47 protein-coding genes are annotated in these 26382 nt (G+C 50.5%); 7 read left to right on the top strand and 40 right to left on the bottom strand.

Annotated elements, in window-relative coordinates; genetic code table 11:
* Nucleotides 1-472: 472 nt before the first annotated feature.
* The gene (locus DFO56_RS24380) at nt 473-1027 is read left to right on the top strand and encodes a gamma carbonic anhydrase family protein (protein ID WP_045514439.1); all 555 of its coding nucleotides are present in this window, start codon (nt 473-475) and stop codon (nt 1025-1027) included.
* Here the strand turns inward: DFO56_RS24380 and DFO56_RS24375 are convergent.
* Genes DFO56_RS24375 through dprA form a run of 6 tightly spaced genes read right to left on the bottom strand, consistent with a single transcriptional unit; the run spans nt 1003 to nt 4795 of the window.
* Nucleotides 1003-1260, bottom strand: a complete 258-nt coding sequence (locus DFO56_RS24375; protein ID WP_045514441.1) for a DUF1488 domain-containing protein — start codon at nt 1258-1260, stop codon at nt 1003-1005. The two genes, DFO56_RS24380 and DFO56_RS24375, sit on opposite strands and share 25 nt — an antisense overlap.
* Nucleotides 1257-2075, bottom strand: coding sequence for a shikimate dehydrogenase (gene aroE, locus DFO56_RS24370; protein ID WP_045514443.1), 819 nt, complete (start codon nt 2073-2075; stop codon nt 1257-1259). The genes DFO56_RS24375 and aroE overlap by 4 nt, the downstream gene beginning before the upstream one ends.
* A gap of 4 nt (nt 2076-2079) precedes the next feature.
* Complete coding sequence (tsaC, locus tag DFO56_RS24365) at nt 2080-2652, bottom strand: L-threonylcarbamoyladenylate synthase type 1 TsaC (RefSeq protein WP_045514445.1); 573 nt, start codon at nt 2650-2652, stop codon at nt 2080-2082.
* Nucleotides 2642-3199 (bottom strand): type I DNA topoisomerase, encoded by a 558-nt coding sequence (locus tag DFO56_RS24360; RefSeq protein ID WP_020455486.1) that lies wholly within the window; start codon nt 3197-3199, stop codon nt 2642-2644. The genes tsaC and DFO56_RS24360 overlap by 11 nt, the downstream gene beginning before the upstream one ends.
* Nucleotides 3200-3225: 26 nt before the next feature.
* On the bottom strand, nt 3226-3699 hold the full coding sequence (gene smg, locus DFO56_RS24355) for a DUF494 family protein Smg (RefSeq protein WP_017460081.1): 474 nt from the start codon (nt 3697-3699) through the stop codon (nt 3226-3228).
* Nucleotides 3671-4795, bottom strand: a complete 1125-nt coding sequence (dprA, locus tag DFO56_RS24350; protein WP_045514447.1) for a DNA-protecting protein DprA — start codon at nt 4793-4795, stop codon at nt 3671-3673. The genes smg and dprA overlap by 29 nt, the downstream gene beginning before the upstream one ends.
* Nucleotides 4796-4924: 129 nt before the next feature.
* Here dprA and def point away from each other — a divergent pair, with 129 nt between their 5' ends.
* The 5 genes from def to mscL all read left to right on the top strand — a co-directional run bounded on the left by def (nt 4925) and on the right by mscL (nt 9695).
* Nucleotides 4925-5434, top strand: a complete 510-nt coding sequence (def, locus tag DFO56_RS24345; protein WP_007369833.1) for a peptide deformylase — start codon at nt 4925-4927, stop codon at nt 5432-5434.
* Between the two features lie 21 nt (nt 5435-5455).
* Nucleotides 5456-6403 (top strand): methionyl-tRNA formyltransferase, encoded by a 948-nt coding sequence (gene fmt, locus DFO56_RS24340; RefSeq protein ID WP_045514449.1) that lies wholly within the window; start codon nt 5456-5458, stop codon nt 6401-6403.
* A 45-nt stretch (nt 6404-6448) separates the two neighbouring features.
* Nucleotides 6449-7738, top strand: a complete 1290-nt coding sequence (gene rsmB / locus DFO56_RS24335) for a 16S rRNA (cytosine(967)-C(5))-methyltransferase RsmB (RefSeq protein WP_045514493.1) — start codon at nt 6449-6451, stop codon at nt 7736-7738.
* A gap of 22 nt (nt 7739-7760) precedes the next feature.
* A complete protein-coding gene (gene trkA, locus DFO56_RS24330) occupies nt 7761-9137 on the top strand; it encodes a Trk system potassium transporter TrkA (protein WP_007369830.1) in 1377 nt (458 codons plus the stop codon).
* A 144-nt stretch (nt 9138-9281) separates the two neighbouring features.
* Nucleotides 9282-9695, top strand: a complete 414-nt coding sequence (gene mscL / locus DFO56_RS24325; RefSeq protein ID WP_045514451.1) for a large-conductance mechanosensitive channel protein MscL — start codon at nt 9282-9284, stop codon at nt 9693-9695.
* Here the strand turns inward: mscL and DFO56_RS24320 are convergent.
* The 31 genes from DFO56_RS24320 to rpsJ form a co-directional block, all read right to left on the bottom strand.
* Entirely contained in the window at nt 9692-9904 is a 213-nt protein-coding gene (locus DFO56_RS24320) for an alternative ribosome-rescue factor A (RefSeq protein WP_045514453.1), read from the bottom strand. The two genes, mscL and DFO56_RS24320, sit on opposite strands and share 4 nt — an antisense overlap.
* A gap of 57 nt (nt 9905-9961) precedes the next feature.
* Nucleotides 9962-10393, bottom strand: coding sequence for a Zn(2+)-responsive transcriptional regulator (gene zntR / locus DFO56_RS24315; RefSeq protein ID WP_045514455.1), 432 nt, complete (start codon nt 10391-10393; stop codon nt 9962-9964).
* 2 nt (nt 10394-10395) lie between these two features.
* Nucleotides 10396-10764, bottom strand: coding sequence for a DUF1992 domain-containing protein (locus DFO56_RS24310; RefSeq protein ID WP_045514456.1), 369 nt, complete (start codon nt 10762-10764; stop codon nt 10396-10398).
* Nucleotides 10765-10872: 108 nt separating this feature from the next.
* Nucleotides 10873-11259, bottom strand: coding sequence for a 50S ribosomal protein L17 (gene rplQ, locus DFO56_RS24305; RefSeq protein ID WP_001216372.1), 387 nt, complete (start codon nt 11257-11259; stop codon nt 10873-10875).
* A gap of 40 nt (nt 11260-11299) precedes the next feature.
* Nucleotides 11300-12289, bottom strand: coding sequence for a DNA-directed RNA polymerase subunit alpha (gene rpoA / locus DFO56_RS24300; RefSeq protein ID WP_007369825.1), 990 nt, complete (start codon nt 12287-12289; stop codon nt 11300-11302).
* A 25-nt stretch (nt 12290-12314) separates the two neighbouring features.
* Complete coding sequence (gene rpsD / locus DFO56_RS24295; RefSeq protein WP_003031138.1) at nt 12315-12935, bottom strand: 30S ribosomal protein S4; 621 nt, start codon at nt 12933-12935, stop codon at nt 12315-12317.
* Between the two features lie 34 nt (nt 12936-12969).
* Nucleotides 12970-13359 (bottom strand): 30S ribosomal protein S11, encoded by a 390-nt coding sequence (gene rpsK / locus DFO56_RS24290; protein ID WP_002919257.1) that lies wholly within the window; start codon nt 13357-13359, stop codon nt 12970-12972.
* A 16-nt stretch (nt 13360-13375) separates the two neighbouring features.
* The gene (gene rpsM, locus DFO56_RS24285; RefSeq protein WP_007369824.1) at nt 13376-13732 is read right to left on the bottom strand and encodes a 30S ribosomal protein S13; all 357 of its coding nucleotides are present in this window, start codon (nt 13730-13732) and stop codon (nt 13376-13378) included.
* 146 nt (nt 13733-13878) lie between these two features.
* A complete protein-coding gene (gene rpmJ, locus DFO56_RS24280) occupies nt 13879-13995 on the bottom strand; it encodes a 50S ribosomal protein L36 (RefSeq protein WP_000868187.1) in 117 nt (38 codons plus the stop codon).
* A 30-nt stretch (nt 13996-14025) separates the two neighbouring features.
* Nucleotides 14026-15357 carry a preprotein translocase subunit SecY gene (gene secY, locus DFO56_RS24275; protein WP_007369823.1) on the bottom strand — a complete coding sequence of 444 codons (1332 nt, stop codon included), beginning with the start codon at nt 15355-15357 and terminating at the stop codon, nt 14026-14028.
* 7 nt (nt 15358-15364) lie between these two features.
* On the bottom strand, nt 15365-15799 hold the full coding sequence (gene rplO, locus DFO56_RS24270) for a 50S ribosomal protein L15 (RefSeq protein WP_007369822.1): 435 nt from the start codon (nt 15797-15799) through the stop codon (nt 15365-15367).
* Nucleotides 15800-15802: 3 nt separating this feature from the next.
* Nucleotides 15803-15982 carry a 50S ribosomal protein L30 gene (gene rpmD, locus DFO56_RS24265; protein WP_001140434.1) on the bottom strand — a complete coding sequence of 60 codons (180 nt, stop codon included), beginning with the start codon at nt 15980-15982 and terminating at the stop codon, nt 15803-15805.
* A gap of 6 nt (nt 15983-15988) precedes the next feature.
* A complete protein-coding gene (rpsE, locus tag DFO56_RS24260) occupies nt 15989-16489 on the bottom strand; it encodes a 30S ribosomal protein S5 (RefSeq protein ID WP_007369821.1) in 501 nt (166 codons plus the stop codon).
* Nucleotides 16490-16503: 14 nt separating this feature from the next.
* Nucleotides 16504-16857, bottom strand: coding sequence for a 50S ribosomal protein L18 (gene rplR / locus DFO56_RS24255; RefSeq protein ID WP_017460073.1), 354 nt, complete (start codon nt 16855-16857; stop codon nt 16504-16506).
* 9 nt (nt 16858-16866) lie between these two features.
* A complete protein-coding gene (gene rplF, locus DFO56_RS24250; protein ID WP_017460072.1) occupies nt 16867-17400 on the bottom strand; it encodes a 50S ribosomal protein L6 in 534 nt (177 codons plus the stop codon).
* A gap of 12 nt (nt 17401-17412) precedes the next feature.
* Entirely contained in the window at nt 17413-17805 is a 393-nt protein-coding gene (rpsH, locus tag DFO56_RS24245) for a 30S ribosomal protein S8 (RefSeq protein WP_017460071.1), read from the bottom strand.
* 33 nt (nt 17806-17838) lie between these two features.
* Nucleotides 17839-18144: a 30S ribosomal protein S14 gene (rpsN, locus tag DFO56_RS24240; RefSeq protein ID WP_007369817.1), complete on the bottom strand. Its 306-nt coding sequence runs from the start codon at nt 18142-18144 to the stop codon at nt 17839-17841.
* Nucleotides 18145-18158: 14 nt separating this feature from the next.
* Complete coding sequence (gene rplE, locus DFO56_RS24235) at nt 18159-18698, bottom strand: 50S ribosomal protein L5 (RefSeq protein ID WP_001096200.1); 540 nt, start codon at nt 18696-18698, stop codon at nt 18159-18161.
* A 14-nt stretch (nt 18699-18712) separates the two neighbouring features.
* Nucleotides 18713-19027 (bottom strand): 50S ribosomal protein L24, encoded by a 315-nt coding sequence (rplX, locus tag DFO56_RS24230; protein WP_007369816.1) that lies wholly within the window; start codon nt 19025-19027, stop codon nt 18713-18715.
* Between the two features lie 10 nt (nt 19028-19037).
* Nucleotides 19038-19409 carry a 50S ribosomal protein L14 gene (gene rplN, locus DFO56_RS24225; protein ID WP_004388611.1) on the bottom strand — a complete coding sequence of 124 codons (372 nt, stop codon included), beginning with the start codon at nt 19407-19409 and terminating at the stop codon, nt 19038-19040.
* Between the two features lie 165 nt (nt 19410-19574).
* Nucleotides 19575-19829: a 30S ribosomal protein S17 gene (gene rpsQ, locus DFO56_RS24220; RefSeq protein WP_017460070.1), complete on the bottom strand. Its 255-nt coding sequence runs from the start codon at nt 19827-19829 to the stop codon at nt 19575-19577.
* A complete protein-coding gene (gene rpmC / locus DFO56_RS24215; protein ID WP_004388609.1) occupies nt 19829-20020 on the bottom strand; it encodes a 50S ribosomal protein L29 in 192 nt (63 codons plus the stop codon). The genes rpsQ and rpmC overlap by 1 nt, the downstream gene beginning before the upstream one ends.
* The gene (gene rplP, locus DFO56_RS24210) at nt 20020-20430 is read right to left on the bottom strand and encodes a 50S ribosomal protein L16 (RefSeq protein ID WP_007369814.1); all 411 of its coding nucleotides are present in this window, start codon (nt 20428-20430) and stop codon (nt 20020-20022) included. Before rplP ends, rpmC begins: the two co-directional genes overlap by 1 nt.
* A 12-nt stretch (nt 20431-20442) precedes the next feature.
* A complete protein-coding gene (gene rpsC, locus DFO56_RS24205) occupies nt 20443-21144 on the bottom strand; it encodes a 30S ribosomal protein S3 (RefSeq protein ID WP_000529945.1) in 702 nt (233 codons plus the stop codon).
* A 17-nt stretch (nt 21145-21161) separates the two neighbouring features.
* The gene (gene rplV / locus DFO56_RS24200; protein WP_002919773.1) at nt 21162-21494 is read right to left on the bottom strand and encodes a 50S ribosomal protein L22; all 333 of its coding nucleotides are present in this window, start codon (nt 21492-21494) and stop codon (nt 21162-21164) included.
* Nucleotides 21495-21508: 14 nt separating this feature from the next.
* Nucleotides 21509-21787, bottom strand: coding sequence for a 30S ribosomal protein S19 (gene rpsS, locus DFO56_RS24195; RefSeq protein ID WP_001138115.1), 279 nt, complete (start codon nt 21785-21787; stop codon nt 21509-21511).
* A gap of 16 nt (nt 21788-21803) precedes the next feature.
* A complete protein-coding gene (gene rplB / locus DFO56_RS24190) occupies nt 21804-22625 on the bottom strand; it encodes a 50S ribosomal protein L2 (RefSeq protein WP_007369812.1) in 822 nt (273 codons plus the stop codon).
* 17 nt (nt 22626-22642) lie between these two features.
* On the bottom strand, nt 22643-22945 hold the full coding sequence (gene rplW / locus DFO56_RS24185) for a 50S ribosomal protein L23 (protein WP_000617546.1): 303 nt from the start codon (nt 22943-22945) through the stop codon (nt 22643-22645).
* Nucleotides 22942-23547 (bottom strand): 50S ribosomal protein L4, encoded by a 606-nt coding sequence (rplD, locus tag DFO56_RS24180; protein WP_007369811.1) that lies wholly within the window; start codon nt 23545-23547, stop codon nt 22942-22944. Before rplD ends, rplW begins: the two co-directional genes overlap by 4 nt.
* Nucleotides 23548-23557: 10 nt before the next feature.
* Nucleotides 23558-24187: a 50S ribosomal protein L3 gene (gene rplC, locus DFO56_RS24175; RefSeq protein WP_045514489.1), complete on the bottom strand. Its 630-nt coding sequence runs from the start codon at nt 24185-24187 to the stop codon at nt 23558-23560.
* A 32-nt stretch (nt 24188-24219) separates the two neighbouring features.
* Nucleotides 24220-24531 (bottom strand): 30S ribosomal protein S10, encoded by a 312-nt coding sequence (rpsJ, locus tag DFO56_RS24170; RefSeq protein ID WP_001181005.1) that lies wholly within the window; start codon nt 24529-24531, stop codon nt 24220-24222.
* Between the two features lie 375 nt (nt 24532-24906).
* On the opposite strand from rpsJ, the gene DFO56_RS24165 reads away from it, so the two are divergent.
* On the top strand, nt 24907-25374 hold the full coding sequence (locus DFO56_RS24165) for an A24 family peptidase (RefSeq protein WP_045514491.1): 468 nt from the start codon (nt 24907-24909) through the stop codon (nt 25372-25374).
* On the opposite strand, the gene bfr is transcribed toward DFO56_RS24165, so the two are convergent.
* From bfr to DFO56_RS24145, 3 genes are all read right to left on the bottom strand, one after another.
* Entirely contained in the window at nt 25358-25834 is a 477-nt protein-coding gene (gene bfr, locus DFO56_RS24160) for a bacterioferritin (RefSeq protein ID WP_017460067.1), read from the bottom strand. The genes DFO56_RS24165 and bfr overlap by 17 nt on opposite strands.
* A 72-nt stretch (nt 25835-25906) precedes the next feature.
* Nucleotides 25907-26101: a bacterioferritin-associated ferredoxin gene (gene bfd, locus DFO56_RS24155; RefSeq protein ID WP_071925235.1), complete on the bottom strand. Its 195-nt coding sequence runs from the start codon at nt 26099-26101 to the stop codon at nt 25907-25909.
* Between the two features lie 179 nt (nt 26102-26280).
* Nucleotides 26281-26382 (bottom strand): translation elongation factor Tu (locus DFO56_RS24145; RefSeq protein ID WP_023167409.1); only part of this gene is annotated, 102 nt, incomplete at its 5' end.

Here is a 26382-nt window from a genome sequence, read left to right as displayed (position 1 = left end):
AGTTTGATGCTCAATGAATTAAACTTCGTAATGAATTACGTGTTCACTCGTTGAGACTTGGTATTCATTTTTCGTCCGAGGACGTCAAGAATCCATGTCACCCTGAGTGCCCACACAGATTGTCTGATAAATTGTTAAAGAGCAGGTGCGACGCGCTTTAGCGCTCTGTCGCGAGGTGGCGTATATTACGCTTTCCTCTTTCAGAGTCAACCCTCATTTTCAGGATTTTTTCTCTTTCGTTTTCTCGACTATCTCGTGAAGTGATTCACGTTGTCGGGTCAACGGAGGCGCATTATAGGGATCCCAATTTTTTGCACAAGTCTTTTTGCGATCTTTTTTTCTGACTGCTGTTTTTTCATTCTTTTCGCTGCGATCCCGTACGATCTGCTCAAATAATGGTATGTAAAAGGGTTGCAGAAGGCCTTTCTTGCGATCAAAGTCATTATCCCGGCCTGTTTATGATGAGGTAATTATGTCTAACGTTTTACGCCCTTATAAGGATCTGCGGCCCCAATTAGGCCAGCGGGTAATGATTGATGCCACCAGCGTGGTGATTGGTGACGTCAGAATTGCTGATGATGTGGGCATTTGGCCATTAGTCGTGATTCGTGGTGATGTGAATTATGTTGAGATTGGCGCGCGCAGCAACATTCAGGACGGTAGCGTTCTCCATGTTACGCACAAATCTTCTTATAATCCCGAAGGCGATCCGCTGCTCATTGGCGAAGATGTTACTGTTGGGCATAAGGTAATGTTGCACGGCTGTGTTATCGGCAATCGTGTACTCGTTGGCATGGGATCGATCTTACTCGACGGTGCTGTTGTTGAAGATGATGTGATGATCGGCGCAGGAAGCCTGGTTCCCCAAAATAAACGTCTGGAAAGTGGCTACCTTTATCTGGGCAGCCCGGTAAAACAGATCCGTCCCCTGACGGAAGCGGAGCTTGAAGGGTTGAAATACTCAGCCGGGAATTACGTGAAATGGAAAGATGAATATCTGGATCAAGGTAACCAGACAATCCCCTGATCATCCTCTTCTTGCTGGCGGATCAACTGTTCCGCCTCCTCTTCCAGATCCCAACGATGTTCACGAAATACCGCCAGGTAGTGTTCTGGTGTTTTGCCACCAAAGCGCTTTGCTAGCGTCTCTCCTTTTATGGCGCAAGTAATTTGCATACCATTGACCAACGCAGGAAAACAGACAGCACCAGCCGCGTCATCCCACCCTTCGCGATCCGGAAACTGAATGGCCTGATTCATTTTGCCAGTTCCTGTTTCAACAGAGTGATTACCGGTTCAACGTCCGGCAATACACCATGCCATAGCAGCACCGCATGCGCAGCCTGCCCGACCAGCATGCCTAAACCATCCGCACATTTCTTCGCACCTGAATTTTCACACCAACTCAGAAATGGCGTCGATCCTTTCTGATAGAACATGTCATAGCAATAAAGCTCGGGATGGATAAGCGCATTCGGTAACGCGGGGATCTCCCCACCAATACCGCTGGAAGTTGCGTTGATGATCAAATCGAATTCATGGTTCGCTAAATTATCCATAGCAACAGCATCAATGCTACCGGTGTGTGCAAAGAGCTTAGCCAGCGTTTGCGCCTTAGAAAAAGTACGGTTGGTAACAGTCACGGCGCAATCCAGAGACAGTAAAGGAAGAATGACGCCGCGCGCTGCCCCACCCGCCCCGATAAGCAGAATGCGAAACCCCGGGCGAATAAAAGAGAGGCGTTCGAGATCGCTCAACAAGCCAATCCCATCCGTGTTATCGCCCAGTAACCGACCATCTTCAAGGCGTTTAAACGTGTTTACCGCCCCAGCCATCGCGGCACGTTCTGTGAGTTCATTCGCGCGAGCAAATGCTTCCTCTTTAAAAGGCACGGTAACATTCGCGCCTTTTCCACCAGCGGTAAAAAAAGCATCCAGCGTCTGCACAAAGCCATCTACCGGTGCCAGAACCCGACCATAAGAATGTTCAATACCCAGTTGCCGGGCAAATTGCTGATGAATAAACGGAGACTTGCTGTGCGCAATAGGATTGCCAAAGACGGCATAGGATTCCATACAGTTACCCCTGACGGAAAAGTTCGCCGGTAAGGGCGTCACGAATTTCAGAAGGATTTTGCCGTCCTCCGGTCGGGGCATCGACAACCGGGAAGTCTGGACCAAATTGGTCGATAACTTCCTGCGCTGTTCTGCAAGGCGGCAAGCCCGATAAATTAGCGCTCGTTGATACCAGCGGTTTTCCGTAAGCCTCACACAGCGCAATCACCGTTTGATGGTCAGTCACGCGCACGGCCAGCGAGTCAAAGCGCCCGGTTAGCCAGCGCGGCGTGTTCGGTTTCGCCGGGAAGACAAACGTTACCGGTCCGGGCCAGCAGGCAAAAATCGTCTGACGCTGTTCGTCGGTCAGCATGCTGTCATCAATATAGGGTTTGAGTTGATCAAAGCTGGCAGCGATAAGGATGAGGCCTTTATCAACCGGGCGTTGCTTTAGTTCAAGCAAGCGATGAATCGCAATCTCACTGTCCGGGTCGCAACCGACACCGAAAACAGCTTCTGTTGGATAAGCGATGACGTGTTCTTTCTTCAGGATCTCCACCGCCGCAGCGATAGGATCTGTTGGCAGGTTATTCTTCACGAGTTTGTTCCGCCGTTACCGGCTGTCCACATTGTTTACTGGCGCAGAAGCGTTTCACGCCTTGCGCGGTTTTCTTCTCGATAAGTAGCGGGTAGTGGCAAACAAGACATTCACCCGCCACCGGTTTGAAATTTATAACGAACTGGCAATCTGGGTAACGATCGCAGGAATAAAAGGTTTTACCATATCGGGAGCGGCGCTGAACAAGATGCCCGCTTCGGCACTGTGGGCAAGTGATTGCGGTATCGTCGGGCTTATCAATCAACTCGGTATGTTCGCATTCAGGATACTGGCTGCAGCCAATGAACATACCGAAGCGTCCCTGGCGCAGCACTAGCGCGGCCCCACACACAGGGCACTGCTGCCCGTCCAGAACTTTAACAATATGTCCATCCGCCTGGCTTTTCAGCGGGCGAACATAATCGCATTCCGGATATTGAGAACATCCGAGAAACGGACCGTGTTTCCCGGAACGGATAACAAGTTCAGCCCCGCATTGTGGGCAGGGCTCGTTGTTACGCACCGAAAAGAGTGCTGATTTGGCCATAACGACTCTTGAAGCTGCAAAAATGATTAGTGCAGCATACCTTCATTCGCTTCAAAGAGTAATTCTTCCATTTGCTGGTAGGCGTTTTCACACCCAGGGATATTGAAGAGCACCATCAGAATGACCCATTTCAGATCTTCCAACTCGAACTCTGCCGTATCCAGCGCCAGCACCCGTTCAATCACCATTTCTCGCGTTTCGAGGTTTAGCACCTGAATCTGCTCCAGGAATAACAAGAATCCCCGGCAACTGGCATCCAGCCTTTCACACTCTTCCGCCGTATAAATACGGACAGAAAGCGGATCAGAAGCAAGCTGCATCGGTTCGGCGAGGCCTTCCTGATAATCAGCCAGCTTTTCTAGCCACAAAAGTGCATTGTAGATGTCTTCACGATCAAATCCGGCGTCGGTAAGATCCCGTTCCAGTTTGTCCTGATCCACACGCAATTCCGCTTCGTTATGGATGTAAGTCTCAAACAAGTACATTAGTACGTCGAACATGGCTTGCCCTCCTCAATCGGACATAGCCGCCGGGTACAGCTGCGATCCATCCTGCTAACTCCAGTTCAAGCAATTGAGCTGCGATGACTGGCACAGGTTGGCCGGCACGTTCAGCGACGACGTCAACAGGTGTTACCTCATCTCCTACGTTAGCCAGGAGCTCAGGAAATGGCAATGCCACCTCTTCTTGATCTGGAGAATAAATTGCATTTTCGCGTACGTCAGACAGCCAATTCAGCCCATATTGCAAATTTTCGAGGATCTCATCAGCCGATGTTACCGGTATTGCCCCTTGTTTGATTAACCAGTGCGGCCCTTCGCTGCCCGGGCTACCAATAGGACCGGGTAATGCAAAAACATCACGGCCTTGTTCAAGCGCAATCCGCGCGGTCACCAGCGAACCACTACGCAAAGCGGCTTCTACAACCAGTACCCCACAGCTGAGCCCACTAATGATGCGGTTTCGGCGCGGAAAATTACCCGGCTTCGGCGTAGTCGCGAGGGGAAATTCGGATACCAGTGCACCACCGCTTTCAATTAATTCTGCTGCAAGCGAAGCATGCTTGCGCGGATAGAGGCTATATAAACCGTTCCCCAGTACACCAATGCTTTTTCCATTAACCTGTAAAGCCGCCCGGTGCGCCACGCTATCGATCCCTAACGCCATGCCACTGGTAATCGTTAGCCCAGCACGAGCAAGCACTTCACAAAAAATCCGCCCCCATCGCTCGCCATACCATGAATGTGCGCGACTCCCAACAACGGCCAGTTGTTGTGTTGTCAGTACCGCTGGATTGCCTTTAACAAAAATAGCACCGGGAAAATCAGGAATAGCACGCAAAGGTGCAGGATACGCCGGATCGCTGGCAATAATTAAATGATTACCAGGTTGTGCAAGCCAGTTAAGGCTCTTTTCAAGCTCACATGCAGAAAGAGAGAAAAAGCGCTGCGTTTGCGCTTCTGTAAACCCGATGAGTCGAAGTTCAGCGAAGGATGCGCTCTGGTTTTGTTCCAGCCACTGTGCTGCTTTCAGCCATTGATCGCCACATAGCGTGGTCACCTGTAACAACCGCAGCCAAATCTCCGTGCTCGTCATCCTTTATCCCCTGCCATAAGCCGCTTTAGCAATCCTTGCGATTGGTCACTGATGCTGTCAATCGCGGGGGGATTTGTCTAGAATAGAGGTAATATTCTCACCAACTCCTGAACACGACTCTGGATATTTATGGCAGTTTTGCATGTGTTACATATTCCGGACGAGCGCCTTCGCAAAGTCGCCGAGCCGGTAAAAGAAGTGAATGCGGACATTCAACGTATCGTCGATGATATGTTTGAAACGATGTACGCAGAAGAAGGTATTGGGCTGGCAGCAACGCAGGTTGATATTCACCAGCGCATCATCGTGATCGACGTTTCCGAAAATCGCGACGAGCAATTAGTGTTGATTAACCCTGAGCTGCTGGAAAAAAGCGGAGAAACAGGTATTGAAGAAGGTTGCCTGTCTATTCCGGAACAGCGTGCACTGGTACCTCGCGCCGAAAAAGTAAAAATCCGCGCGCTGGATCGTGACGGAAAAACATTCGAACTGGAAGCCGACGGTCTTCTGGCAATCTGCATTCAGCATGAGATGGATCATCTGGTAGGTAAGCTGTTTATTGATTACTTGTCGCCGATGAAACGTCAGCGCATTCGCCAGAAAGTTGAAAAACTGGATCGCATGAACGCCCGCGCATAAAACGGGCTGAAAAGGATAAACGTGTCAGATTCTCTACGTATTATTTTCGCCGGCACTCCGGACTTTGCAGCGCGTCATCTTGACGCGCTGTTGTCTTCTGAGCATCAGGTGGTGGGGGTTTTCACCCAGCCAGACCGCCCTGCTGGTCGCGGTAAAAAGCTGATGCCAAGCCCAGTCAAAGTGCTGGCGGAAGAAAAAGGCCTGCCGGTGTTTCAACCTGCATCGTTACGTGCAGAGGAAAACCAGCAGTTGGTTGCCAGCCTCAACGCCGATGTGATGGTGGTGGTGGCATACGGACTGATCCTGCCCAAAGCAGTGCTGGCCATGCCGCGCCTGGGTTGCATAAATGTTCACGGTTCACTGCTGCCACGCTGGCGTGGCGCGGCGCCTATTCAGCGCTCACTATGGGCAGGTGATGCGGAAACCGGCGTCACTATCATGCTAATGGATGTGGGTCTGGATACTGGCGACATGCTGTTTAAACTCGCCTGCCCGATCACCGATGAAGACACTAGCGCCACGCTGTATGACAAGCTGGCAGAGCTCGGTCCGCAGGGATTAATTGCGACGCTGCAACAGCTTGCTCAGGGCACAGCACAACCGCAGGTGCAAGACGAAGCGCAGGTCACTTACGCAGAGAAGCTCAGCAAAGAGGAAGCGCGCCTGGACTGGTCGCTCAGCGCCGCCCAGCTTGAACGATGCATTCGCGCCTTCAACCCCTGGCCAATGAGCTGGTTTATGGTTGATGAGCAACCGGTGAAAGTCTGGAAAGCGTCGGTTATTCCGTCTAAGCCAACAGAGAAACCCGGTACGATCGTGGAAGTGTCGAAAGCGGGTATTCAGGTTGCCACTGCCGATGGAATATTGAATCTTGAATCGCTGCAGCCTGCCGGTAAGAAAGCAATGAGCGCGCAGGATCTGCTGAATTCACGGCGGGAATGGTTTGTCCCTGGTAACCCTCTGGCCTGAGAGTATTTTTAGCCCGGCTTGCCGGGCGTTTTTATTTTTATCGCGATGAAAAAACAAATAAATTTACGCAGTATGGCTGCGCAGGCAGTTGAGCAGGTCATAGAACAAGGGCAATCGCTCAGCAATATCCTGCCGCCGTTGCAACAAAAAGTTTCCGACAAAGATAAAGCGCTGCTGCAAGAGTTGTGCTTTGGTGTTTTACGCGTATTGCCACAGCTCGACTGGCTCATCAATAAATTGATGTCGCGCCCAATGACGGGCAAGCAGCGCACGGTGCACTATCTGATCATGGTTGGGTTTTATCAGCTTCTTCATACGCGCATCCCTGCCCATGCGGCACTGGCAGAAACCGTAGAAGGCGCAGTGGTCATTAAGCGTCCGCAGCTTAAGGGCTTGATTAACGGTGTATTACGTCAATTCCAGCGTCTACAGGAAGAATTACTGGCAGAGTTCGCCCAAAGCGAAAATCATTTTCTGTTCCCGAAGTGGCTGTTAAACCGTGTGCAAAAAGCCTATCCACACCAATGGCAACACATTGTCGAAGCCAGCAACCAGCGACCGCCGATGTGGCTGCGTGTCAATCGTCAGCACCATTCACGCGATGGCTGGTTAGCAGTGCTGGAAGAGGCCGGTTTGCAAGGATCCCCGCATCCGGATTATCCCGATGCGGTACGCCTGACGAGCCCAGCACCAGTCACCGCTCTGCCAGGTTTTGCCGAGGGTTGGGTTACGGTACAGGATGCTTCTGCTCAGGGCTGCATTGCTTTCCTTACGCCGAAAAACGGTGAACGTATTCTCGATCTATGTGCAGCACCCGGTGGCAAAACCACGCATATACTCGAAGCCGCTCCCGAGGCCAGCGTGTTGGCGGTAGACATAGACGAGCAACGTTTGTCGCGTGTTTACGACAACCTGAAACGACTGGGCATGAAAGCGCAGGTAAAACAGGGCGATGGGCGTTTCCCGGTGCAATGGTGCGGTGATGAACAATTCGATCGTATCCTGCTGGATGCGCCTTGCTCAGCGACGGGTGTTATTCGACGCCATCCAGATATCAAATGGCTGCGTCGCGATCGCGATATTCCCGAGTTAGCGCAGTTACAGTCTGAAATTCTGGATGCTATCTGGCCGCATTTGAAACCAGGCGGTACGCTGGTATATGCGACATGCTCCATCTTGCCGGAAGAGAACAGTCAGCAGGTTGCCGCTTTTCTCAAACGCACAACTGATGCGCAACTGAGCGAAACGGGTACGCCGGAAAACCCTGGCTTGCAGAAACTGCCAGGTGCGGAAGAAGGCGATGGTTTCTTTTACGCTAAGATAATCAAACAGTGATGGGAACAACGGGTCACAACAGATGAAAATAATTATTCTGGGTGCAGGGCAGGTTGGTGGCACGCTGGCAGAAAACCTGGTCGGAGAGAATAACGATATTACCGTTGTTGATACTAATGGCGACCGTCTGCGTAGTTTGCAGGACAAATTCGATCTCCGCGTCGTACAAGGCCACGGTTCTCACCCCCGCGTGCTACGCGAAGCCGGCGCTGACGATGCCGATATGCTGGTTGCGGTGACCAGCTCGGATGAAACCAATATGGTTGCCTGCCAGGTTGCGTATTCGCTGTTTAATACGCCAAACCGTATTGCCCGCATCCGCTCGCCTGATTACGTTCGCGACGCGGATAAGCTTTTTCACTCAGAAGCCGTTCCCATCGATCATTTGATCGCGCCGGAGCAGTTGGTTATCGACAGTATTTATCGCCTCATCGAATATCCCGGCGCATTGCAGGTCGTGAATTTCGCCGAAGGAAAAGTCAGCCTGGCTGTGGTGAAAGCCTATTATGGCGGCCCGTTGGTGGGAAATGCGTTGTCAACCATGCGCGAGCATATGCCGCATATTGATACTCGCGTTGCGGCTATTTTTCGCCACGACAGACCTATTCGCCCGCAAGGCTCAACGATTGTTGAAGCAGGTGATGAAGTATTCTTTATTGCCGCATCGCAGCATATCCGTGCCGTTATGAGTGAACTTCAGCGGCTGGAAAAACCGTATAAACGCATTATGTTGGTCGGCGGTGGTAATATCGGCGCCGGTCTGGCTCGTCAGCTGGAAAAAGACTACAGCGTGAAGTTGATCGAGCGCGATCAACAACGTGCGGCGGAGCTGGCCGAGAAACTGCAAAATACGATCGTGTTTTATGGCGACGCCTCCGATCAAGAATTACTGGCCGAAGAACATATCGATCAGGTGGATCTCTTTATTGCTGTCACCAATGACGACGAAGCCAACATTATGTCTGCAATGCTGGCCAAACGGATGGGAGCCAAGAAAGTGATGGTGCTCATTCAACGCCGCGCTTATGTCGATTTGGTTCAGGGCAGTGTGATTGATATTGCCATATCGCCACAACAGGCGACTATTTCCGCTCTGCTTAGCCATGTACGTAAAGCGGATATCGTTGGCGTTTCATCGTTACGTCGCGGTGTCGCAGAGGCAATTGAAGCGGTTGCACACGGAGACGAAACGACGTCCCGCGTTGTCGGCCGTGTTATTGATGAAATTAAATTGCCGCCAGGCACAATCATCGGTGCGGTGGTACGTGGAAATGATGTCATGATTGCCAATGATAATTTGCGTATTGAGCAAGGCGACCATGTAATTATGTTTTTAACGGACAAAAAATATATCACGGACGTCGAGCGCTTATTCCAGCCGAGCCCATTCTTCCTGTAATAACCCGGGCGCAATTAGATGCGCCCGCACATTATTCCCCGCTTTTATCAGGGTTTAAGAAATCATTACAATCACCCTCCCCAAATGGAAATTGATCGGTAATTTGTTAGACTTAATCCGACAGTCTGCACATGGAGAAAGGATATGAGCATTTTGAAAGAGTTCCGTGAATTTGCAATGCGCGGAAATGTGGTGGATTTGGCAGTTGGTGTCATCATCGGTGCAGCTTTCGGCAAAATTGTGTCGTCATTGGTTGCAGATATCATTATGCCGCCGCTGGGGTTATTAATTGGCGGGATTGATTTCAAATCATTTGCCTGGACGCTACGTGACGCGCAGGGCGACGTTCCCGCTGTCGTCATGCACTATGGTGTGTTTATTCAGAACATTTTTGACTTCATCATCGTCGCTTTTGCAATCTTCATTGCAATTAAGCTGATCAATAAGCTGAAACGTAAGCAAGAAGAAGAACCGAAAGCGCCACCGGCACCGAGTAAAGAAGAAGTGTTGCTGAGTGAAATTCGCGATTTGCTGAAAGAGCAAAATAATCGTAGTTAAGCAAATGCAAGAAGGCCAGTGGTAAATAAGCGATTCGCTTGCTTGCCACTGGCCTCCTGAAAGCCTTTTTTTGCGTGTTTGCCTTTCCGTAAATAACTTCCTTTCCCTTTTTTGTTTTTCTCAATACGCTGGCGAAATAGCGGATCATGTAACAAAGCTTCAATAGCGTTATCGTTGATCTGCCCTTTAGTATGCTGATAGCGGCTCATAACGTCTCCAGATTGTGTATTAAAACGGCCGGAGTGTAGCTCTCTCTGTGCAGAAGATCAACAGGCCGTTGTGGTCGGTTTACCACTCGCGCCTTGTTCAAGCGCCTCAAGAATAGAACAATAAACACTGCTGTGTGCTGTACCACAACATGCATCATTCAGTTTTTGCAACGAGCGGCGCATGGACTGTAACTCTTCGATGCGGGCTTCAACCTCGCTCAGGCGAGCCTGCACAATACTTTTCGACTCCTGGCAAGTGTGGTGTTCAGGATCAATACGGATCGACAACAGTTCGCGGATGGATTCGAGGGTAAACCCTAATTGTCGGGCATGGCGAATAAATTTTAGCCGTTGCAGATCGTTATCCGTATAAAGCCGAAATCCGCCTTCGGTTCTGACCTCATGATCCATCATTTGCTGCTTTTCGTAGTAACGGATCGTATCTGGCGTGACTTCTGCGAGTTTCGCGATTTCACCAATGCGATACATGATTACTCCTCATTAATTTTTTGCTGCAGTTTGGCGGCATAATCGCCTCGCAGGAAATCGGTGCTTAAGCCAGCCTGGCGCAGCTTCATTTCCAGTAACGACAAACGGCGATGCAAAAGCTGAAAATCCGGGTGATCGTGCTGCACGCTATTGAGCAGATCGATAAGCATCACGGCTTCTTTACGGTATTCGAGTTCTGGTGGCAGGCAGCCAGCATTTTTCAGCAAGCGATACCCAGCGCGGAGCTCCGCAGGGATATGAGAATCATCATCCAGCAACAACGGCTCACCGCTGCCGGGTAGATTATCAAACTCGCCTTTTTGCTGAGCATTGAGAATATGGCGTTCTGCCCACTGATCTAGTAACCACATAACGGCTCTCGACGGAATGAACAAAAAAGATACATATATTGTAGGGAAGAGGCCGAACGACTGGTATAAAAAAACCCGCCGAAGCGGGTTTCTTTACGTTACTACAGATTACTCTGCAGCAGCTTCTGCTTTCGATTCAGAGCGATCAACCAGCTCGATGTATGCCATCGGCGCGTTGTCACCAGCACGGAAACCACACTTCAGAATACGAGTGTAACCACCGGCACGGCTCGCGAAACGCGGGCCCAGTTCGTTAAACAGTTTTGCCACGATCTCGTTATCACGAGTGCGGGCGAATGCCAGACGACGATTAGCAACGCTATCCGTCTTGGCAAGAGTAATCAGCGGCTCAACTACGCGACGCAGCTCTTTCGCTTTCGGCAGGGTCGTCTTGATGATCTCATGACGAACCAGAGAGCCTGCCATGTTACGGAACATGGCCTGGCGATGGCTGCTGTTGCGGTTCAGTTGACGACCACTCTTACGATGGCGCATGACCTTATCCTTCTCAGTAAAACCTTAACCTGTGATCCGGTTACTCGTCAGCAATGCTTGCCGGCGGCCAGTTTTCCAGGCGCATGCCCAGAGACAGACCGCGGGAGGCCAGCACGTCTTTAATCTCAGTAAGAGATTTTTTACCCAGGTTCGGCGTTTTCAGCAACTCAACCTCGGTACGCTGTACCAGATCACCGATATAGTGGATAGCTTCTGCCTTGAGGCAGTTAGCAGAGCGGACAGTCAATTCCAGATCGTCAACAGGGCGCAGCAGAATCGGATCGAATTCTGGTTTCTCTTCTTTAACTTCCGGCTGACGTACATCACGTAAATCAACGAAAGCTTCAAGTTGTTCAGCCAGAATGGTTGCCGCACGACGAATCGCCTCTTCAGGATCGATTGTGCCGTTGGTTTCCATTTCGATGACCAGCTTGTCCAGGTCGGTACGCTGTTCAACACGTGCTGCTTCAACATTGTAGGCAATACGCTCTACAGGGCTGTAGCAGGCGTCAACGAGCAGACGGCCGATTGGGCGCTCATCTTCTTCCGAATGAATTCGGGCAGACGCCGGAACATAACCACGACCGCGCTGAACTTTGATACGCATGTTGATAGATGCGTTTTCATCGGTCAGGTGGCAGATCACATGCTGCGGCTTGACGATTTCGACATCACCGTCGTGGGTAATGTCGGCTGCGGTCACAGGGCCAATGCCAGATTTATTCAGAGTAAGAATAACATCATCTTTACCCTGAACTCTCACCGCCAGCCCTTTCAGGTTGAGCAGGATTTCAAGGATATCTTCCTGAACGCCTTCTTTGGTGCTGTACTCATGAAGTACACCATCAATCTCAACCTCAGTCACCGCGCAACCCGGCATCGATGAGAGCAGAATACGGCGCAGTGCGTTACCCAGAGTATGGCCAAAGCCACGCTCTAAAGGCTCAAGGGTCACCTTGGCGTGCGTCGAACTCACTTGCTCGATATCTACCAGGCGCGGTTTTAGAAACTCTGTCACAGAACCCTGCATTGTGTCCTCTCTTTGGTACTAAGCTTTACTTGGAGTAAAGCTCGACGATCAGGTGTTCGTTAATGTCCGCAGACAGATCAGAACGCTCCGGCTTACGCTTGAACGTACCTTCCATCTTGCCAGCATCAACTTCCAGCCAGGTTGGCTTTTCACGCTGCTCAGCCAGCTCCAGAGCGGCTTTCACGCGAGACTGCTTTTTCGCTTTCTCACGAATGCTAACAACGTCATTCGGACTAACCTGATAAGAAGCGATGTTAACAACACGACCGTTTACCATGATTGCTTTGTGGCTAACCAGCTGGCGTGCTTCAGCACGAGTGGCGCCAAAGCCCATACGGTATACAACGTTGTCCAGACGACCTTCCAGCAGACCCAACAGGTTTTCACCGGTGTTGCCTTTCAGACGTGCTGCTTCTTTGTAGTAGTTACGGAACTGACGCTCCAGCACACCGTAAATACGGCGAACTTTTTGCTTTTCACGCAACTGCACACCATAGTCAGACAGACGCGGTTTACGCGCACCGTGCTGGCCAGGAGCTTGTTCAATTTTACACTTGGTATCGATCGCGCGAACGCCAGACTTAAGGAACAGGTCTGTGCCCTCACGACGGCTCAGCTTGAGCTTAGGACCCAAATATCTTGCCATTTTCTTTCTCCAACAATCCTAGAAAACGACCGCGTTATACGCGACGTTTTTTCGGCGGACGACAACCGTTGTGAGGGATCGGAGTCACATCAGTAATATTAGTGATGCGGAAACCAGCGGCGTTCAGAGCACGAATAGTAGATTCGCGGCCCGGACCCGGTCCCTTAACCATAACTTCCAGATTCTTGATACCGTATTCTTTTACGGCTTCAGCGCAACGCTCTGCTGCAACCTGAGCTGCAAACGGAGTGGATTTGCGAGAACCACGGAAACCGGAACCACCGGCTGTTGCCCAACCCAGCGCGTTACCCTGACGATCAGTAATAGTAACGATGGTGTTGTTGAAAGAAGCATGGATATGAGCCACGCCGTCAGAGACTTGTTTTCTTACACGTTTACGTGCACGAATTGGTGCCTTTGCCATTATTCAATCACCCCGATTATTTCTTGATCGGTTTGCGCGGACCCTTACGGGTACGTGCGTTGGTCTTGGTACGCTGACCGCGAACCGGGAGACCACGACGATGACGCAAACCGCGATAGCAACCAAGATCCATCAGGCGCTTGATGCTCATGCTAATTTCACGGCGCAGATCACCTTCAACGACAAATTTGGCAACTTCGTCACGCAGCGTGTCGATTTGTTCTTCAGACAGCTCACTGATCTTAACATTTTCAGCGATGCCCGCAGCAGCCAGAATGGCTTGAGAGCGGGTTTTACCGACGCCATAGATCGAAGTTAATGCGATCACAGCATGTTTCTGATCAGGAATGTTAATGCCTGCTATACGGGCCACTATGCACTCCTATAATTTTACTTGCACGCACCATGCTGAAAAGCCCGTTTTCAGGATACTCAAATGGAAACGTACAGACATACAAAAGATTGGCTGGCTAATCTAGCCAGCTCAACCCAACTTTGCAAGAAAAATATGCGAAATAATCAGCCTTGGCGCTGTTTATGCTTCGGCTCGGCACTGCAAATCACGCGGATGACGCCATCACGCTTAACGATTTTGCAGTTACGGCATAATTTCTTGACGGAAGCACGAACTTTCATTTTTACTCTCCGTAACTTCTCGGGCGACCATTAACGGCCATAGCCTTTCAGGTTCGCCTTCTTCAATGCAGACTCATACTGACTGGACATCATTAGAGTTTGCACTTGAGCCATAAAGTCCATAATCACGACAACAACGATAAGCAGTGACGTCCCACCAAAGTAGAACGGTACTTTCATCGCATCACGCATGAACTCCGGGATCAGGCAGATAAAAGTAATATAAAGCGCACCGACCAAAGTCAGGCGGGTCATTACTTTATCGATATACTTCGCCGTTTGCTCTCCCGGACGAATTCCTGGTACAAATGCACCGGACTTCTTCAGGTTATCTGCTGTTTCTCGCGGGTTGAAAACCAACGCCGTATAGAAGAAACAGAAGAAGATGATTGCAGACGCATAGAGTAACACATAAAGCGGTTGCCCAGGCTGCAAATACAGCGAAATTGTTGTCAGCCAGTTCCAACCAGTACCGCCCCCGAACCATGACGCGATAGTCGCAGGGAACAGAATAATACTGGAAGCGAAGATTGCCGGGATTACCCCCGCCATATTCACTTTCAGCGGTAAATGTGTGCTCTGAGCAGCATAGACACGACGACCCTGCTGGCGTTTTGCGTAGTTCACCACGATGCGGCGTTGACCACGTTCAACGAATACAACAAAGAACGTCACTGCGAATACTAATACTGCAACCAACAGCAACAGGAGGAAGTGCAGGTCGCCTTGACGCGCTTGCTCGATAGTATGGGCAATGGCTGGCGGAAGACCCGCCACAATACCGGCAAAGATAATGATCGAGATACCGTTACCGATACCGCGTTCAGTAATCTGTTCACCGAGCCACATCAGGAACATGGTTCCTGTAACCAGACTCACAACAGCGGTGAAGTAGAATGCAAAGCCTGGATTCATAACCAGACCTTGCATACCAGGCATATTCGGTAAACCGGTAGCAATACCGATCGACTGGAATATCGCCAACACCAGAGTGCCGTAACGGGTGTACTGGCTGATCTTACGACGACCAGACTCCCCTTCTTTCTTCAGCTCTGCCAGGGCCGGATGAACGACCGTTAACAGCTGGATAATAATCGATGCCGAGATATACGGCATGATACCCAATGCAAAGATAGAAGCACGACTAAGAGCACCACCAGAGAACATGTTGAACATCTCAATGATGGTGCCACGCTGTTGCTCAAGCAGTTTGGCAAGTACAGCGGCATCAATACCAGGGATCGGAATAAAAGAGCCAATACGGAAAACAATCAACGCACCGATAACAAACAGCAGTCTGCGTTTCAGTTCGCCAATTCCACCCTTGGCACTTTGAAAATCTAATCCCGGTTGTTTAGCCATCTGCTACTTATTCCTCAATTTTACCGCCAGCAGCTTCGATAGCAGCACGAGCGCCTTTCGTCACACGCAGGCCACGAACAGTTACCGGACGAGCTACTTCACCAGCCAGGATCACTTTCGCGAACTCGATCTGGATGCCGATAATGTTAGCCGCTTTAAGCGTGTTCAGGTCAACTACGTCGCCTTCTACTTTAGCCAGATCGGACAGACGAATCTCTGCCGTGATCATTGCTTTGCGAGAAGTGAAACCGAATTTCGGCAGACGACGATACAGTGGCATCTGACCACCCTCGAAACCGCGACGTACGCCACCGCCAGAACGAGATTTCTGACCTTTGTGACCACGACCACCGGTTTTACCGAGGCCAGAACCGATACCACGACCCAGGCGTTTACCCGCCTTTTTGGAGCCTTCGGCCGGAGACAGAGTATTTAAACGCATCTCTTACTCCTCAACTTTAACCATGAAGGAAACCGCGTTGACCATACCGCGAACCGCAGGAGTATCCTCACGTTCAACAGTATGACCAATACGACGCAGACCCAGGCCAAGCAGCGTTGCCTTGTGTTTCGGCAGACGACCGATTGCACTGCGGGTTTGAGTGATTTTAATAGTCTTTGCCATGGTCAATTACCCCAGAATTTCTTCAACGGATTTACCACGCTTGGCAGCGACCATTTCCGGGGATTTCATATTTTCCAGGCCATCAATTGTTGCACGAACCACGTTAATCGGGTTGGTGGAACCATATGCTTTAGCCAGAACGTTATGAACCCCAGCGACTTCCAGAACGGCGCGCATTGCACCACCGGCAATAATACCGGTACCTTCGGAAGCCGGCTGCATGAATACACGAGAACCCGTGTGAGTACCCTTAACCGGGTGCTGCAGGGTGCCGTGGTTCAGCGCGACGTTAATCATATTGCGACGGGCTTTTTCCATCGCTTTCTGGATCGCTGCCGGAACTTCGCGGGCTTTACCGTAACCAAAACCAACGCGACCGTTACCATCGCCAACAACAGTCAGAGCTGTGAAGGAGAAAATACGACCACCTTTAACGGTTTTAGATACGCGGTTTACCGCGATCAGCTTTTCCTGCAGTTCGCCAGCTTGTTTTTCGATGTGAGCCATCTTACACCTCTACCTTAGAACTGAAGGCCAGCTTCACGGGCAGCATCTGCCAGTGCCTGGACGCGACCATGATATTGGAACCCGGAACGGTCAAAGGAAACATCTTTGATGCCTTTTTCCAGAGCGCGTTCAGCTACAGCTTTACCCACAGCTGCGGCCGCGTCTTTGTTACCGGTATACTTCAGTTGTTCAGAGATAGCTTTTTCTACAGTAGAAGCAGCTACCAGAACTTCAGAACCATTCGATGCGATTACCTGGGCGTAGATATGACGCGGGGTACGATGTACCACCAGGCGAGTCGCACCAAGCTCTTTGAGCTTGCGGCGTGCGCGGGTCGCACGACGGATACGAGCAGATTTCTTATCCATAGTGTTACCTTACTTCTTCTTAGCCTCTTTGGTACGCACGACTTCGTCGGCGTAACGAACACCCTTGCCTTTGTAAGGCTCAGGACGACGGTAGGCGCGCAGATCTGCTGCAACCTGGCCAATCACTTGCTTATCCGCGCCTTTCAGCACGATTTCAGTCTGTGACGGACATTCTGCAGTGATACCGGCCGGCAGCTGATGATCAACAGGATGAGAGAAACCCAGAGCCAGGTTTACTACATTCCCTTTGACCGCTGCGCGGTAACCTACACCAACCAGCTGCAGCTTCTTAGTGAAGCCTTCGGTAACACCGATAACCATTGAGTTCAGCAGGGCACGCGCGGTACCAGCCTGAGCCCAACCGTCTGCGTAACCATCACGCGGACCGAAAGTCAGAGCATTGTCTGCCTGGTTAACTACAACAGCATCGTTGAGAGTACGAGTCAGCTCGCCGTTTTTACCTTTGATCGTGATAACCTGACCGTTGATTTTTACGTCAACGCCGGCAGGAATAACGACCGGTGCTTTAGCAACACGAGACATTTTTTCCTCCGATTAGGCTACGTAGCAGATAATTTCGCCACCAAGACCAGCCTGGCGCGCTGCACGATCAGTCATAACACCTTTAGAGGTAGAAACAACTGCGATACCCATACCACCCATAACTTTCGGCAGCTCATCTTTTTTCTTATAGATGCGCAGACCTGGGCGGCTGATACGCTGAATGCTTTCTACCACAGCTTTACCCTGGAAGTATTTAAGAGTCACTTCCAGTTCCGGCTTGGTGTCGCCTTCAATTTTGAAATCTTCAATAAAACCTTCTTCCTTCAGCACGTTGGCAATTGCCACTTTCAGCCTGGAGGAAGGCATGGTGACCGCAGCTTTGTTCGCGGCCTGACCGTTACGGATACGGGTCAGCATATCCGCGATCGGATCTTGCATGCTCATCTGTCTTTACTCCCGTGATTCAATTGGTGACAATTACCAGCTAGCCTTTTTCAGACCCGGGATTTCACCGCGCATAGCGGATTCACGGACCTTAATACGGCTCAACCCGAACTTCCGCAGGAAACCGTGCGGACGACCAGTTTGGCGGCAGCGGTTACGCTGACGAGACGGGCTGGAATCACGCGGCAGACTCTGCAGCTTGAGAACAGCATTCCAACGATCTTCGTCGGAAGCGTTCACATCAGAAATGATCGCTTTCAGTTCAGCGCGTTTCGCGAAGTATTTTTCAGCTAAAGCTACGCGTTTAACTTCGCGTGCTTTCATAGATTGCTTAGCCATGAAGTAACCCTACCTTACTTGCGGAACGGGAAGTCAAAGGCAGCCAGCAGAGCACGGCCTTCTTCGTCAGATTTCGCAGTAGTGGTAATGGTAATATCCAAACCACGCACGCGGTCGACTTTATCGTAGTCGATTTCTGGGAAGATGATCTGCTCACGGACACCCATGCTGTAGTTACCACGACCGTCGAAAGACTTAGCGGACAAGCCACGGAAGTCACGGATACGCGGTACAGCAATAGTGATCAGGCGCTCAAAGAACTCCCACATGCGTTCGCCACGCAGAGTCACTTTACAGCCGATCGGATAGCCCTGACGGATTTTGAAGCCCGCAACAGATTTGCGCGCTTTGGTGATCAACGGTTTTTGACCGGAGATTGCTGCCAGGTCAGCTGCTGCGTTATCCAGCAGTTTCTTGTCAGCGATCGCTTCACCAACACCCATATTCAGGGTGATCTTCTCGACCCGAGGGACTTGCATGACAGAATTGTAGTTAAACTCAGTCATGAGTTTCTTAACTACTTCGTCTTTGTAGTAATCATGCAGTTTCGCCATCGTACTACTCCAAATTACTTGATAGTTTCGCTGTTAGATTTAAAGAAACGGACTTTTTTGCCGTCTTCGAATCTAAAGCCTACACGGTCGGCCTTGCCGGTTGCCGCATTGAAGATTGCAACGTTAGAAACCTGAATTGCAGCTTCTTTCTCAACGATGCCACCCGGTTGGTTCAGGGCCGGAACCGGCTTCTGATGTTTCTTAACCAGGTTGATACCTTCAACAATGATCTTGCCGGAAGACAGAACATTTTTTACTTTACCGCGCTTACCTTTATCTTTACCGGTTAACACGATAACTTCGTCATCACGACGGATTTTAGCTGCCATGATTCGCTCCTTAGAGTACTTCTGGTGCCAGAGAGATGATTTTCATAAACTTCTCAGAACGAAGTTCACGAGTAACCGGCCCAAAAATACGCGTACCGATAGGCTGCTCGCTGTTGTTGTTCAGAAGAACACAAGCATTGCCATCGAAGCGAACGACAGAACCGTCAGGGCGACGAACACCCTTCTTGGTGCGCACCACTACCGCCTTCAGCACATCACCTTTTTTGACCTTACCACGCGGAATTGCTTCTTTGATGGTGATCTTGATGATGTCGCCTACGCCTGCGTAGCGACGGTGCGAGCCACCCAGAACCTTGATACACATTACGCGACGTGCACCGGAGTTGTCGGCGACGTTCAGCATAGTCTGTTCTTGGATCATTTCAGTGCTCCGCTAATGTCAACTACTACTGAAGACCCTAAAATCAGGGTCGATAAAAAGCCCCATATCGGGGGCGCAGCATTATAACACCGCTTCCTTGATATGGGTAGAAAAAATAAACGGCCCATCGCTGAGCCGTTTATTCGTTTGAGAACGCGTACTCTATTACAGAATCGCTTTCTCTACAACGCGAACCAGCGTCCAGGACTTAGTCTTGGACAGCGGACGGCATTCGCGGATTTCAACCACGTCGCCGGTACCGCATTCGTTGTTCTCGTCATGTACGTGCAGTTTAGTCGTACGTTTGATGAATTTACCGTAGATCGGGTGTTTCACGAAACGCTCGATAGCTACAACAATGGATTTCTCCATTTTGTCGCTAACAACACGACCTTGCAGAGTACGGATTTTATCGGTCATTACGCACCCGCCTTCTCAGTCAGTAAAGTCTTAACGCGTGCGACATCACGACGCACTTGCTTCAACAGGTGAGTCTGTTGCAGCTGGCCACTTGCAGCCTGCATACGCAGGTTGAACTGCTCGCGCAGCAGGTTAAGCAGCTCGGTGTTCAGCTCTTCAACGCTCTTTTCACGCAGCTCTTTTGCTTTCATTACATCACCGTCTTAGTTACAAAGGTGGTTTTAATCGGCAGTTTTGCTGCTGCCAGCTCGAAGGCTTCACGGGCCAGCTCTTCCGGAACACCGTCCATTTCGTACAGGACTTTACCCGGCTGAATCAAGGCAACCCAATACTCTACGTTACCTTTACCTTTACCCATACGAACTTCCAGCGGCTTCTCGGTGATCGGTTTGTCCGGGAATACACGGATCCAGATCTTACCCTGACGCTTAACAGCACGAGTCATAGCACGACGTGCTGCTTCGATCTGACGAGCGGTCAGACGACCACGGCCAACAGCTTTCAGACCGTAAGTGCCGAAGCTCACATCCGTGCCCTGCGCGAGACCACGGTTGCGGCCTTTGTGCACTTTACGGAATTTTGTACGCTTTGGTTGTAACATCAGCGACGCTCCTTATTTACGGCCTTTACGCTGCTGCTTTTTAGGTTGAGCAGCCGGTTTTTCCGGTTGTTCAACTGCAGCCATACCACCAAGGATCTCGCCTTTGAAGATCCACACTTTTACGCCGATTACACCGTAAGTGGTGTGCGCTTCGGAGGTGTTGTAGTCGATGTCAGCACGCAGAGTGTGCAGCGGAACGCGACCTTCACGGTACCATTCGGTACGTGCGATTTCCGCGCCGCCCAGACGGCCGCTAACTTCAACTTTGATACCTTTAGCGCCCAGACGCATTGCGTTCTGTACAGCACGCTTCATAGCACGACGGAACATAACACGACGTTCCAGCTGAGAAGTGATGCTGTCAGCAACCAGTTTTGCGTCCAGTTCAGGTTTACGAACTTCGGCGATATTGATCTGAGCAGGAACGCCAGCGATATCCGCTACGACCTTGCGCAGTTTCTCAACGTCTTCACCTTTTTTACCGATAACGATACCCGGGCGAGCGGTGTGAATGGTCACACGGATGCTCTTAGCCGGACGCTCGATAACGATACGAGATACAGACGCTTTAGCCAGTTCCTTAGTCAGGTACTGACGTACTTTAAAATCGCTGTCCAGGTTGTCAGCGAATTCTTTGGTGTTCGCAAACCAGGTTGAGTTCCATGGTTTTACAATACCCAGGCGAATACCATTAGGATGTACTTTCTGACCCATTGCTAGTCTCCAGAGTCTCAGCGATCGGACACAACCACAGTGATGTGGCTGGTGCGCTTCAGGATGCGATCTGCACGACCTTTTGCACGCGGCATAATGCGCTTCATGCTCGGGCCTTCGTCTACGAAAATTTTCGCAACTTTCAGATCGTCAATGTCAGCGCCATCGTTGTGTTCAGCGTTAGCAATGGCAGATTCCAGAACTTTCTTGACCAGTACAGCCGCTTTCTTATTGGTGTAGGTCAGAATATCCAGGGCCTGCGACACTTTCTTACCGCGAATCAGGTCAGCAACAAGGCGAACCTTCTGAGCAGAAGAACGAGCATGGCGATGTTGAGCTAAAGTTTCCATCTCTTCCTCCTACCTTATTTCTTCTTCGCTTTTTTATCAGCAGCGTGGCCGCGATAAGTACGAGTCGGTGCGAATTCACCCAGTTTGTGACCGACCATTTCGTCGGAAACAAATACCGGAACGTGCTGACGACCATTATGGACAGCGATGGTCAAACCGATCATGTTAGGAAAGATCGTTGAACGACGGGACCAAGTGCGCAGGGGCTTCTTGTCTCCGCTTTCCACCGCTTTCTCTACCTTCTTCAGCAAGTGCAGGTCAATAAAAGGACCTTTCTTGAGAGAACGTGGCATGGCTTATCCTCTAAAATTATTTGCTACGGCGACGTACGATGAATTTATCAGTACGCTTGTTGCTGCGGGTCTTCTTACCTTTGGTCTGAACGCCCCACGGAGTTACCGGGTGCTTACCAAAGTTACGACCTTCACCACCACCATGTGGGTGGTCGACTGGGTTCATCGCAGTACCGCGAACGGTAGGACGAACACCACGCCAGCGTGCAGCACCTGCTTTACCCAGAACGCGCAGCATATGCTCAGCATTGCCAACTTCGCCCAGAGTCGCGCGGCATTCTGCTTCGACTTTACGCATTTCACCAGAACGCAGACGCAGGGTGACATAAGCACCATCACGAGCAACGATCTGAACGTAAGTACCAGCGGAACGAGCCAGCTGACCGCCTTTACCTGGTTTCATTTCTACGTTATGAACGGTAGAACCAACCGGGATATTGCGCATCGGCAGGGTGTTACCTGCTTTGATTGCAGCATCAACGCCAGACTGAATCTGGTCGCCAGCTTTCAGGCCTTTAGGGGCCAGGATGTAACGGCGTTCGCCATCTTTGTACAGAACCAGCGCGATGTTCGCGGAACGGTTCGGATCGTACTCAAGACGTTCAACAACTGCCGGGATACCATCTTTGTTGCGTTTGAAGTCAACAATACGGTAAGCCTGCTTGTGGCCACCACCGATATGACGAGTGGTGATACGGCCATTGTTGTTACGACCACCGGATTTGCTGTTTTTTTCCAGCAACGGAGCAAAAGGTTTGCCCTTGTGCAGCTCAGGGTTAACCACTTTAACAACGTGGCGACGACCCGGAGATGTCGGTTTACATTTAACAACTGCCATTGTATTACTCCTCCGACTTACTCAGCGCCGCCAACGAAGTCCAGATTCTGGCCTTCTTTCAGGGTGACGTAAGCTTTTTTCCAGTCGCTACGACGACCGATACGCTGTCCGTGACGTTTAACTTTCCCTTTGACTACCAGGGTGTTAACGACTTCGACTTCGACTTCAAACAGTTTCTGCACAGCAGCTTTGATTTCTGCTTTGGTCGCGTCTTTAGCAACTTTGAGAACGATGGTGTTTGTTTTTTCCATCGCAGTAGACGCTTTTTCAGAAACGTGCGGTGCACGCAGCACCTTCAGCAGACGTTCTTCACGAATCATGCCAGCATCTCCTCAACTTGCTTAACAGCATCAGCAGTCATTACGACTTTGTCGAAGGCGATCAGGCTAACCGGGTCGATACCAGTCGCGTCGCGAACATCAACCTTGTGCAGGTTGCGCGCGGCCAGGAACAGGTTCTCGTCCAGCTCACCGGTGATGATCAGCACATCTTCCAGAGCCATGTCTTTCAGTTTCTGAGCCAGCAGCTTGGTTTTCGGTGCTTCAACAGAGAACTGCTCGACAACGATCAGACGATCCTGACGTACCAGTTCGGACAGGATGCTTTTCAGCGCGCCGCGGTACATCTTTTTGTTAACTTTTTGACTGTGGTCCTGCGGACGCGCAGCGAAGGTCACGCCACCAGAACGCCAGATCGGGCTCTTGATAGAACCAGAACGAGCACGGCCGGTGCCTTTCTGGCGCCACGGTTTTTTACCGGAACCAGTTACTTCAGCACGGGTCTTCTGAGCACGAGTACCCTGACGAGCACCAGCTGCATAAGCAACGACAACCTGGTGTACCAGCGCTTCGTTGAAGTCACGACCGAAGGTAGTTTCGGAAACAGTCAGCGCGCTCTGCGCGTCTTTCAATACTAATTCCATTGCTATCTCCTCACGCCTTCACAGCTGGTTTAACGATCAGGTCGCTACCGGTTGCACCCGGGACAGCACCTTTAACCAGCAGCAGGTTGCGCTCAGCGTCAACACGTACTACGTCCAGGCTCTGAACGGTTACGCGCTCATTACCCAGCTGACCTGCCATTTTCTTGCCCTTGAACACTTTGCCCGGAGTCTGGTTCTGACCGATAGAACCCGGAACACGGTGAGACAGGGAGTTACCGTGGGTAGCGTCCTGGGTACGGAAGTTCCAGCGCTTAACGGTACCTGCGAAACCTTTACCTTTAGAGGTGCCAGTTACGTCAACTTTTTTAACTTCAGCAAACAGCTCAACGCTAATGTCCTGACCTACGGTGAATTCTTCGCCGTCAGCATGACGGAATTCCCACAGACCACGGCCAGCTTCAACGCCAGCTTTAGCGAAGTGACCCGCTTCCGGTTTGGTTACACGGTTAGCTTTTTTAGCACCGGTGGTAACCTGGATTGCGCGGTAGCCATCGTTAGCCAGATCTTTAACCTGAGTAACGCGGTTTGCTTCAACTTCGATTACGGTCACTGGGATAGATACGCCATCTTCAGTGAAGATGCGGGTCATGCCCACTTTTTTACCGACTAAACCAATCATTGTTTCAACCTCTCAATCGCTCGATGACCTGATTAACCCAGGCTGATCTGCACGTCTACACCGGCAGCCAGGTCCAGACGCATCAGAGCATCAACGGTTTTCTCGGTTGGCTCAACGATGTCAACCAGACGCTTGTGAGTGCGGATTTCGTACTGATCGCGCGCGTCTTTGTTAACGTGCGGGGAGATCAGAACGGTGAAGCGCTCTTTGCGGGTCGGCAGCGGGATCGGACCACGGACTTGCGCACCAGTGCGCTTAGCAGTCTCGACGATTTCCGCGGTTGATTGATCGATCAGACGATGATCAAACGCTTTAAGACGGATACGGATTCTTTGGTTCTGCATGAGACCAGAGCTCCAATTATTTATAGACGAAAATAATTACTCCTCACACCCATTACGATTGATGGGGGAGTGTAATCGTTCTTACATAGCCCCCCGATTGGGAGCATTGTAACGGCCAAACAGCACCGTTGTGGTTCAGATTGAACCTGCCGTCATTTACGACAAGCCCGCGCATTATACGTAAATCTGAGCCAGACGCAAGCGTAGTTTAGAAATTAAGCAGTTCTGCGAGCATGCTCGCAGAACGAACATAACGACAATAAAGTCGGCATCATTTCTCACGAGCTGCCACGCAACATCAGTAATAGTTAATTGGCTTTCACACCGCAATTTCGCATTCTGCATGCCACCCGTTACTGACTCTGGCAGGACGCCATGTTTTTTCTCGCTGTTTACTTTTTACTCAATCTGATGCTTGTCTGGTACGACATCCGTAACGGGTTATTGCCAGATCGTTTCACCTGCCCTCTTCTTTGGGCAGGACTACTTTGGCACTGCTTCGCAAATGCTGAATTATTGAAGCAAGCGGTTATCGGCGCAGCGGCAGGTTACATAGGGTTTGCTGTTATTTATTGGGGCTACAAAATGTTGCGCGGTAAGGAAGGGCTTGGCTACGGTGACGTAAAATATCTTTCGGCTCTCGGGGCCTGGCATGGCTGGCAGAGTTTACCTGGACTGGTTTTTATAGCCGCCTTGTTGGCCTGCAGTGTGGTAAGTATTAACGCGCTCCGATTGCGAAGTTTGCAGGCATTAAAAAACCCACTGCCTTTCGGGCCATTTCTGGCGGCAGCGGGTTTACTAACGGGATACCATTCTGTGATACCAACTACTCTTCCACTTTGATTTGCGACTGGAGATAGTTCTGAATACCAATTTTACTTATCAGATCCAGTTCTGTTTCCAGCCAATCAATATGATGCTCTTCTTCAGCAAGGATCTTGATCATCATGTCGCGGCTAACGTAGTCATGAACACTATCCGCATAAGCGATGGCTTCGCGCAGATCCTTCGCGCCTTCCAGTTCCAGTCGGAGGTCCGATTGCAACATCTCCTCAACGTCTTCACCAATGCCCAGTTTGCCCAAATCCTGCAAATTAGGGATACCTTCAAGAAATAAAATACGCTCGATGTAGAGATCGGCGTGTTTCATTTCATCAATAGATTCATGGTATTCGACATCGTTGAGGCGCGTCAGACCCCAGTTTTTGAACATTCTCGCATGGAGAAAGTACTGATTTATTGCGACAAGCTCATTTCCCAATAATTTATTGAGATAATTTATGATTTTAACATCACCTTTCATTATGTAGTCCCTCCGCTTCCACTCATTGAAGCGTAGATGGGGCTACAAGGATGTCAAAAAAAAGATAAGGACTCAGGCAATCTCTTTATATTCCGGCATCCGGGTAAGTTCGTCTTGCATGATCTCTCTGGCTGCGCGAACACATTTACCACACTGATTTCCAACCGGAACAAATTTGCGGAGTTGCTGAAATGATTGAGGATGAAACTGGCGCACTGCCTGGCGAATTTTTTTATCACTCACACCATTACACAAACAAACGTACATGATCACTCCCGTTCAATTTCTGCGCAAAGTGTAAATGAGAATAGTTTCGATTACAATAGTGCAACTGTAAAGCTGCTCGCCCGGTGCGTAGCTTAATTTCGAATAAATATTTCGACCGTAAATAGCGGACAGCAAAAAGGGCGCCGATGCGCCCTTTTTTTCAATTCAAAGCTAATTAATTAGCCCAGAACTTTTGCTACAACGCCCGCGCCAACGGTACGGCCGCCTTCACGGATTGCGAAACGCAGACCATCGTCCATCGCAATCGGGTGAATCAGGGT

The sequence above is a fragment of the Kosakonia sp. AG348 genome (assembly GCF_003337365.1).
Lineage (GTDB): Bacteria > Pseudomonadota > Gammaproteobacteria > Enterobacterales > Enterobacteriaceae > Kosakonia.
The sequence above is the reverse complement of the archived record's forward strand: the minus strand, read 5'-3'. Positions and strand labels throughout refer to the sequence as shown.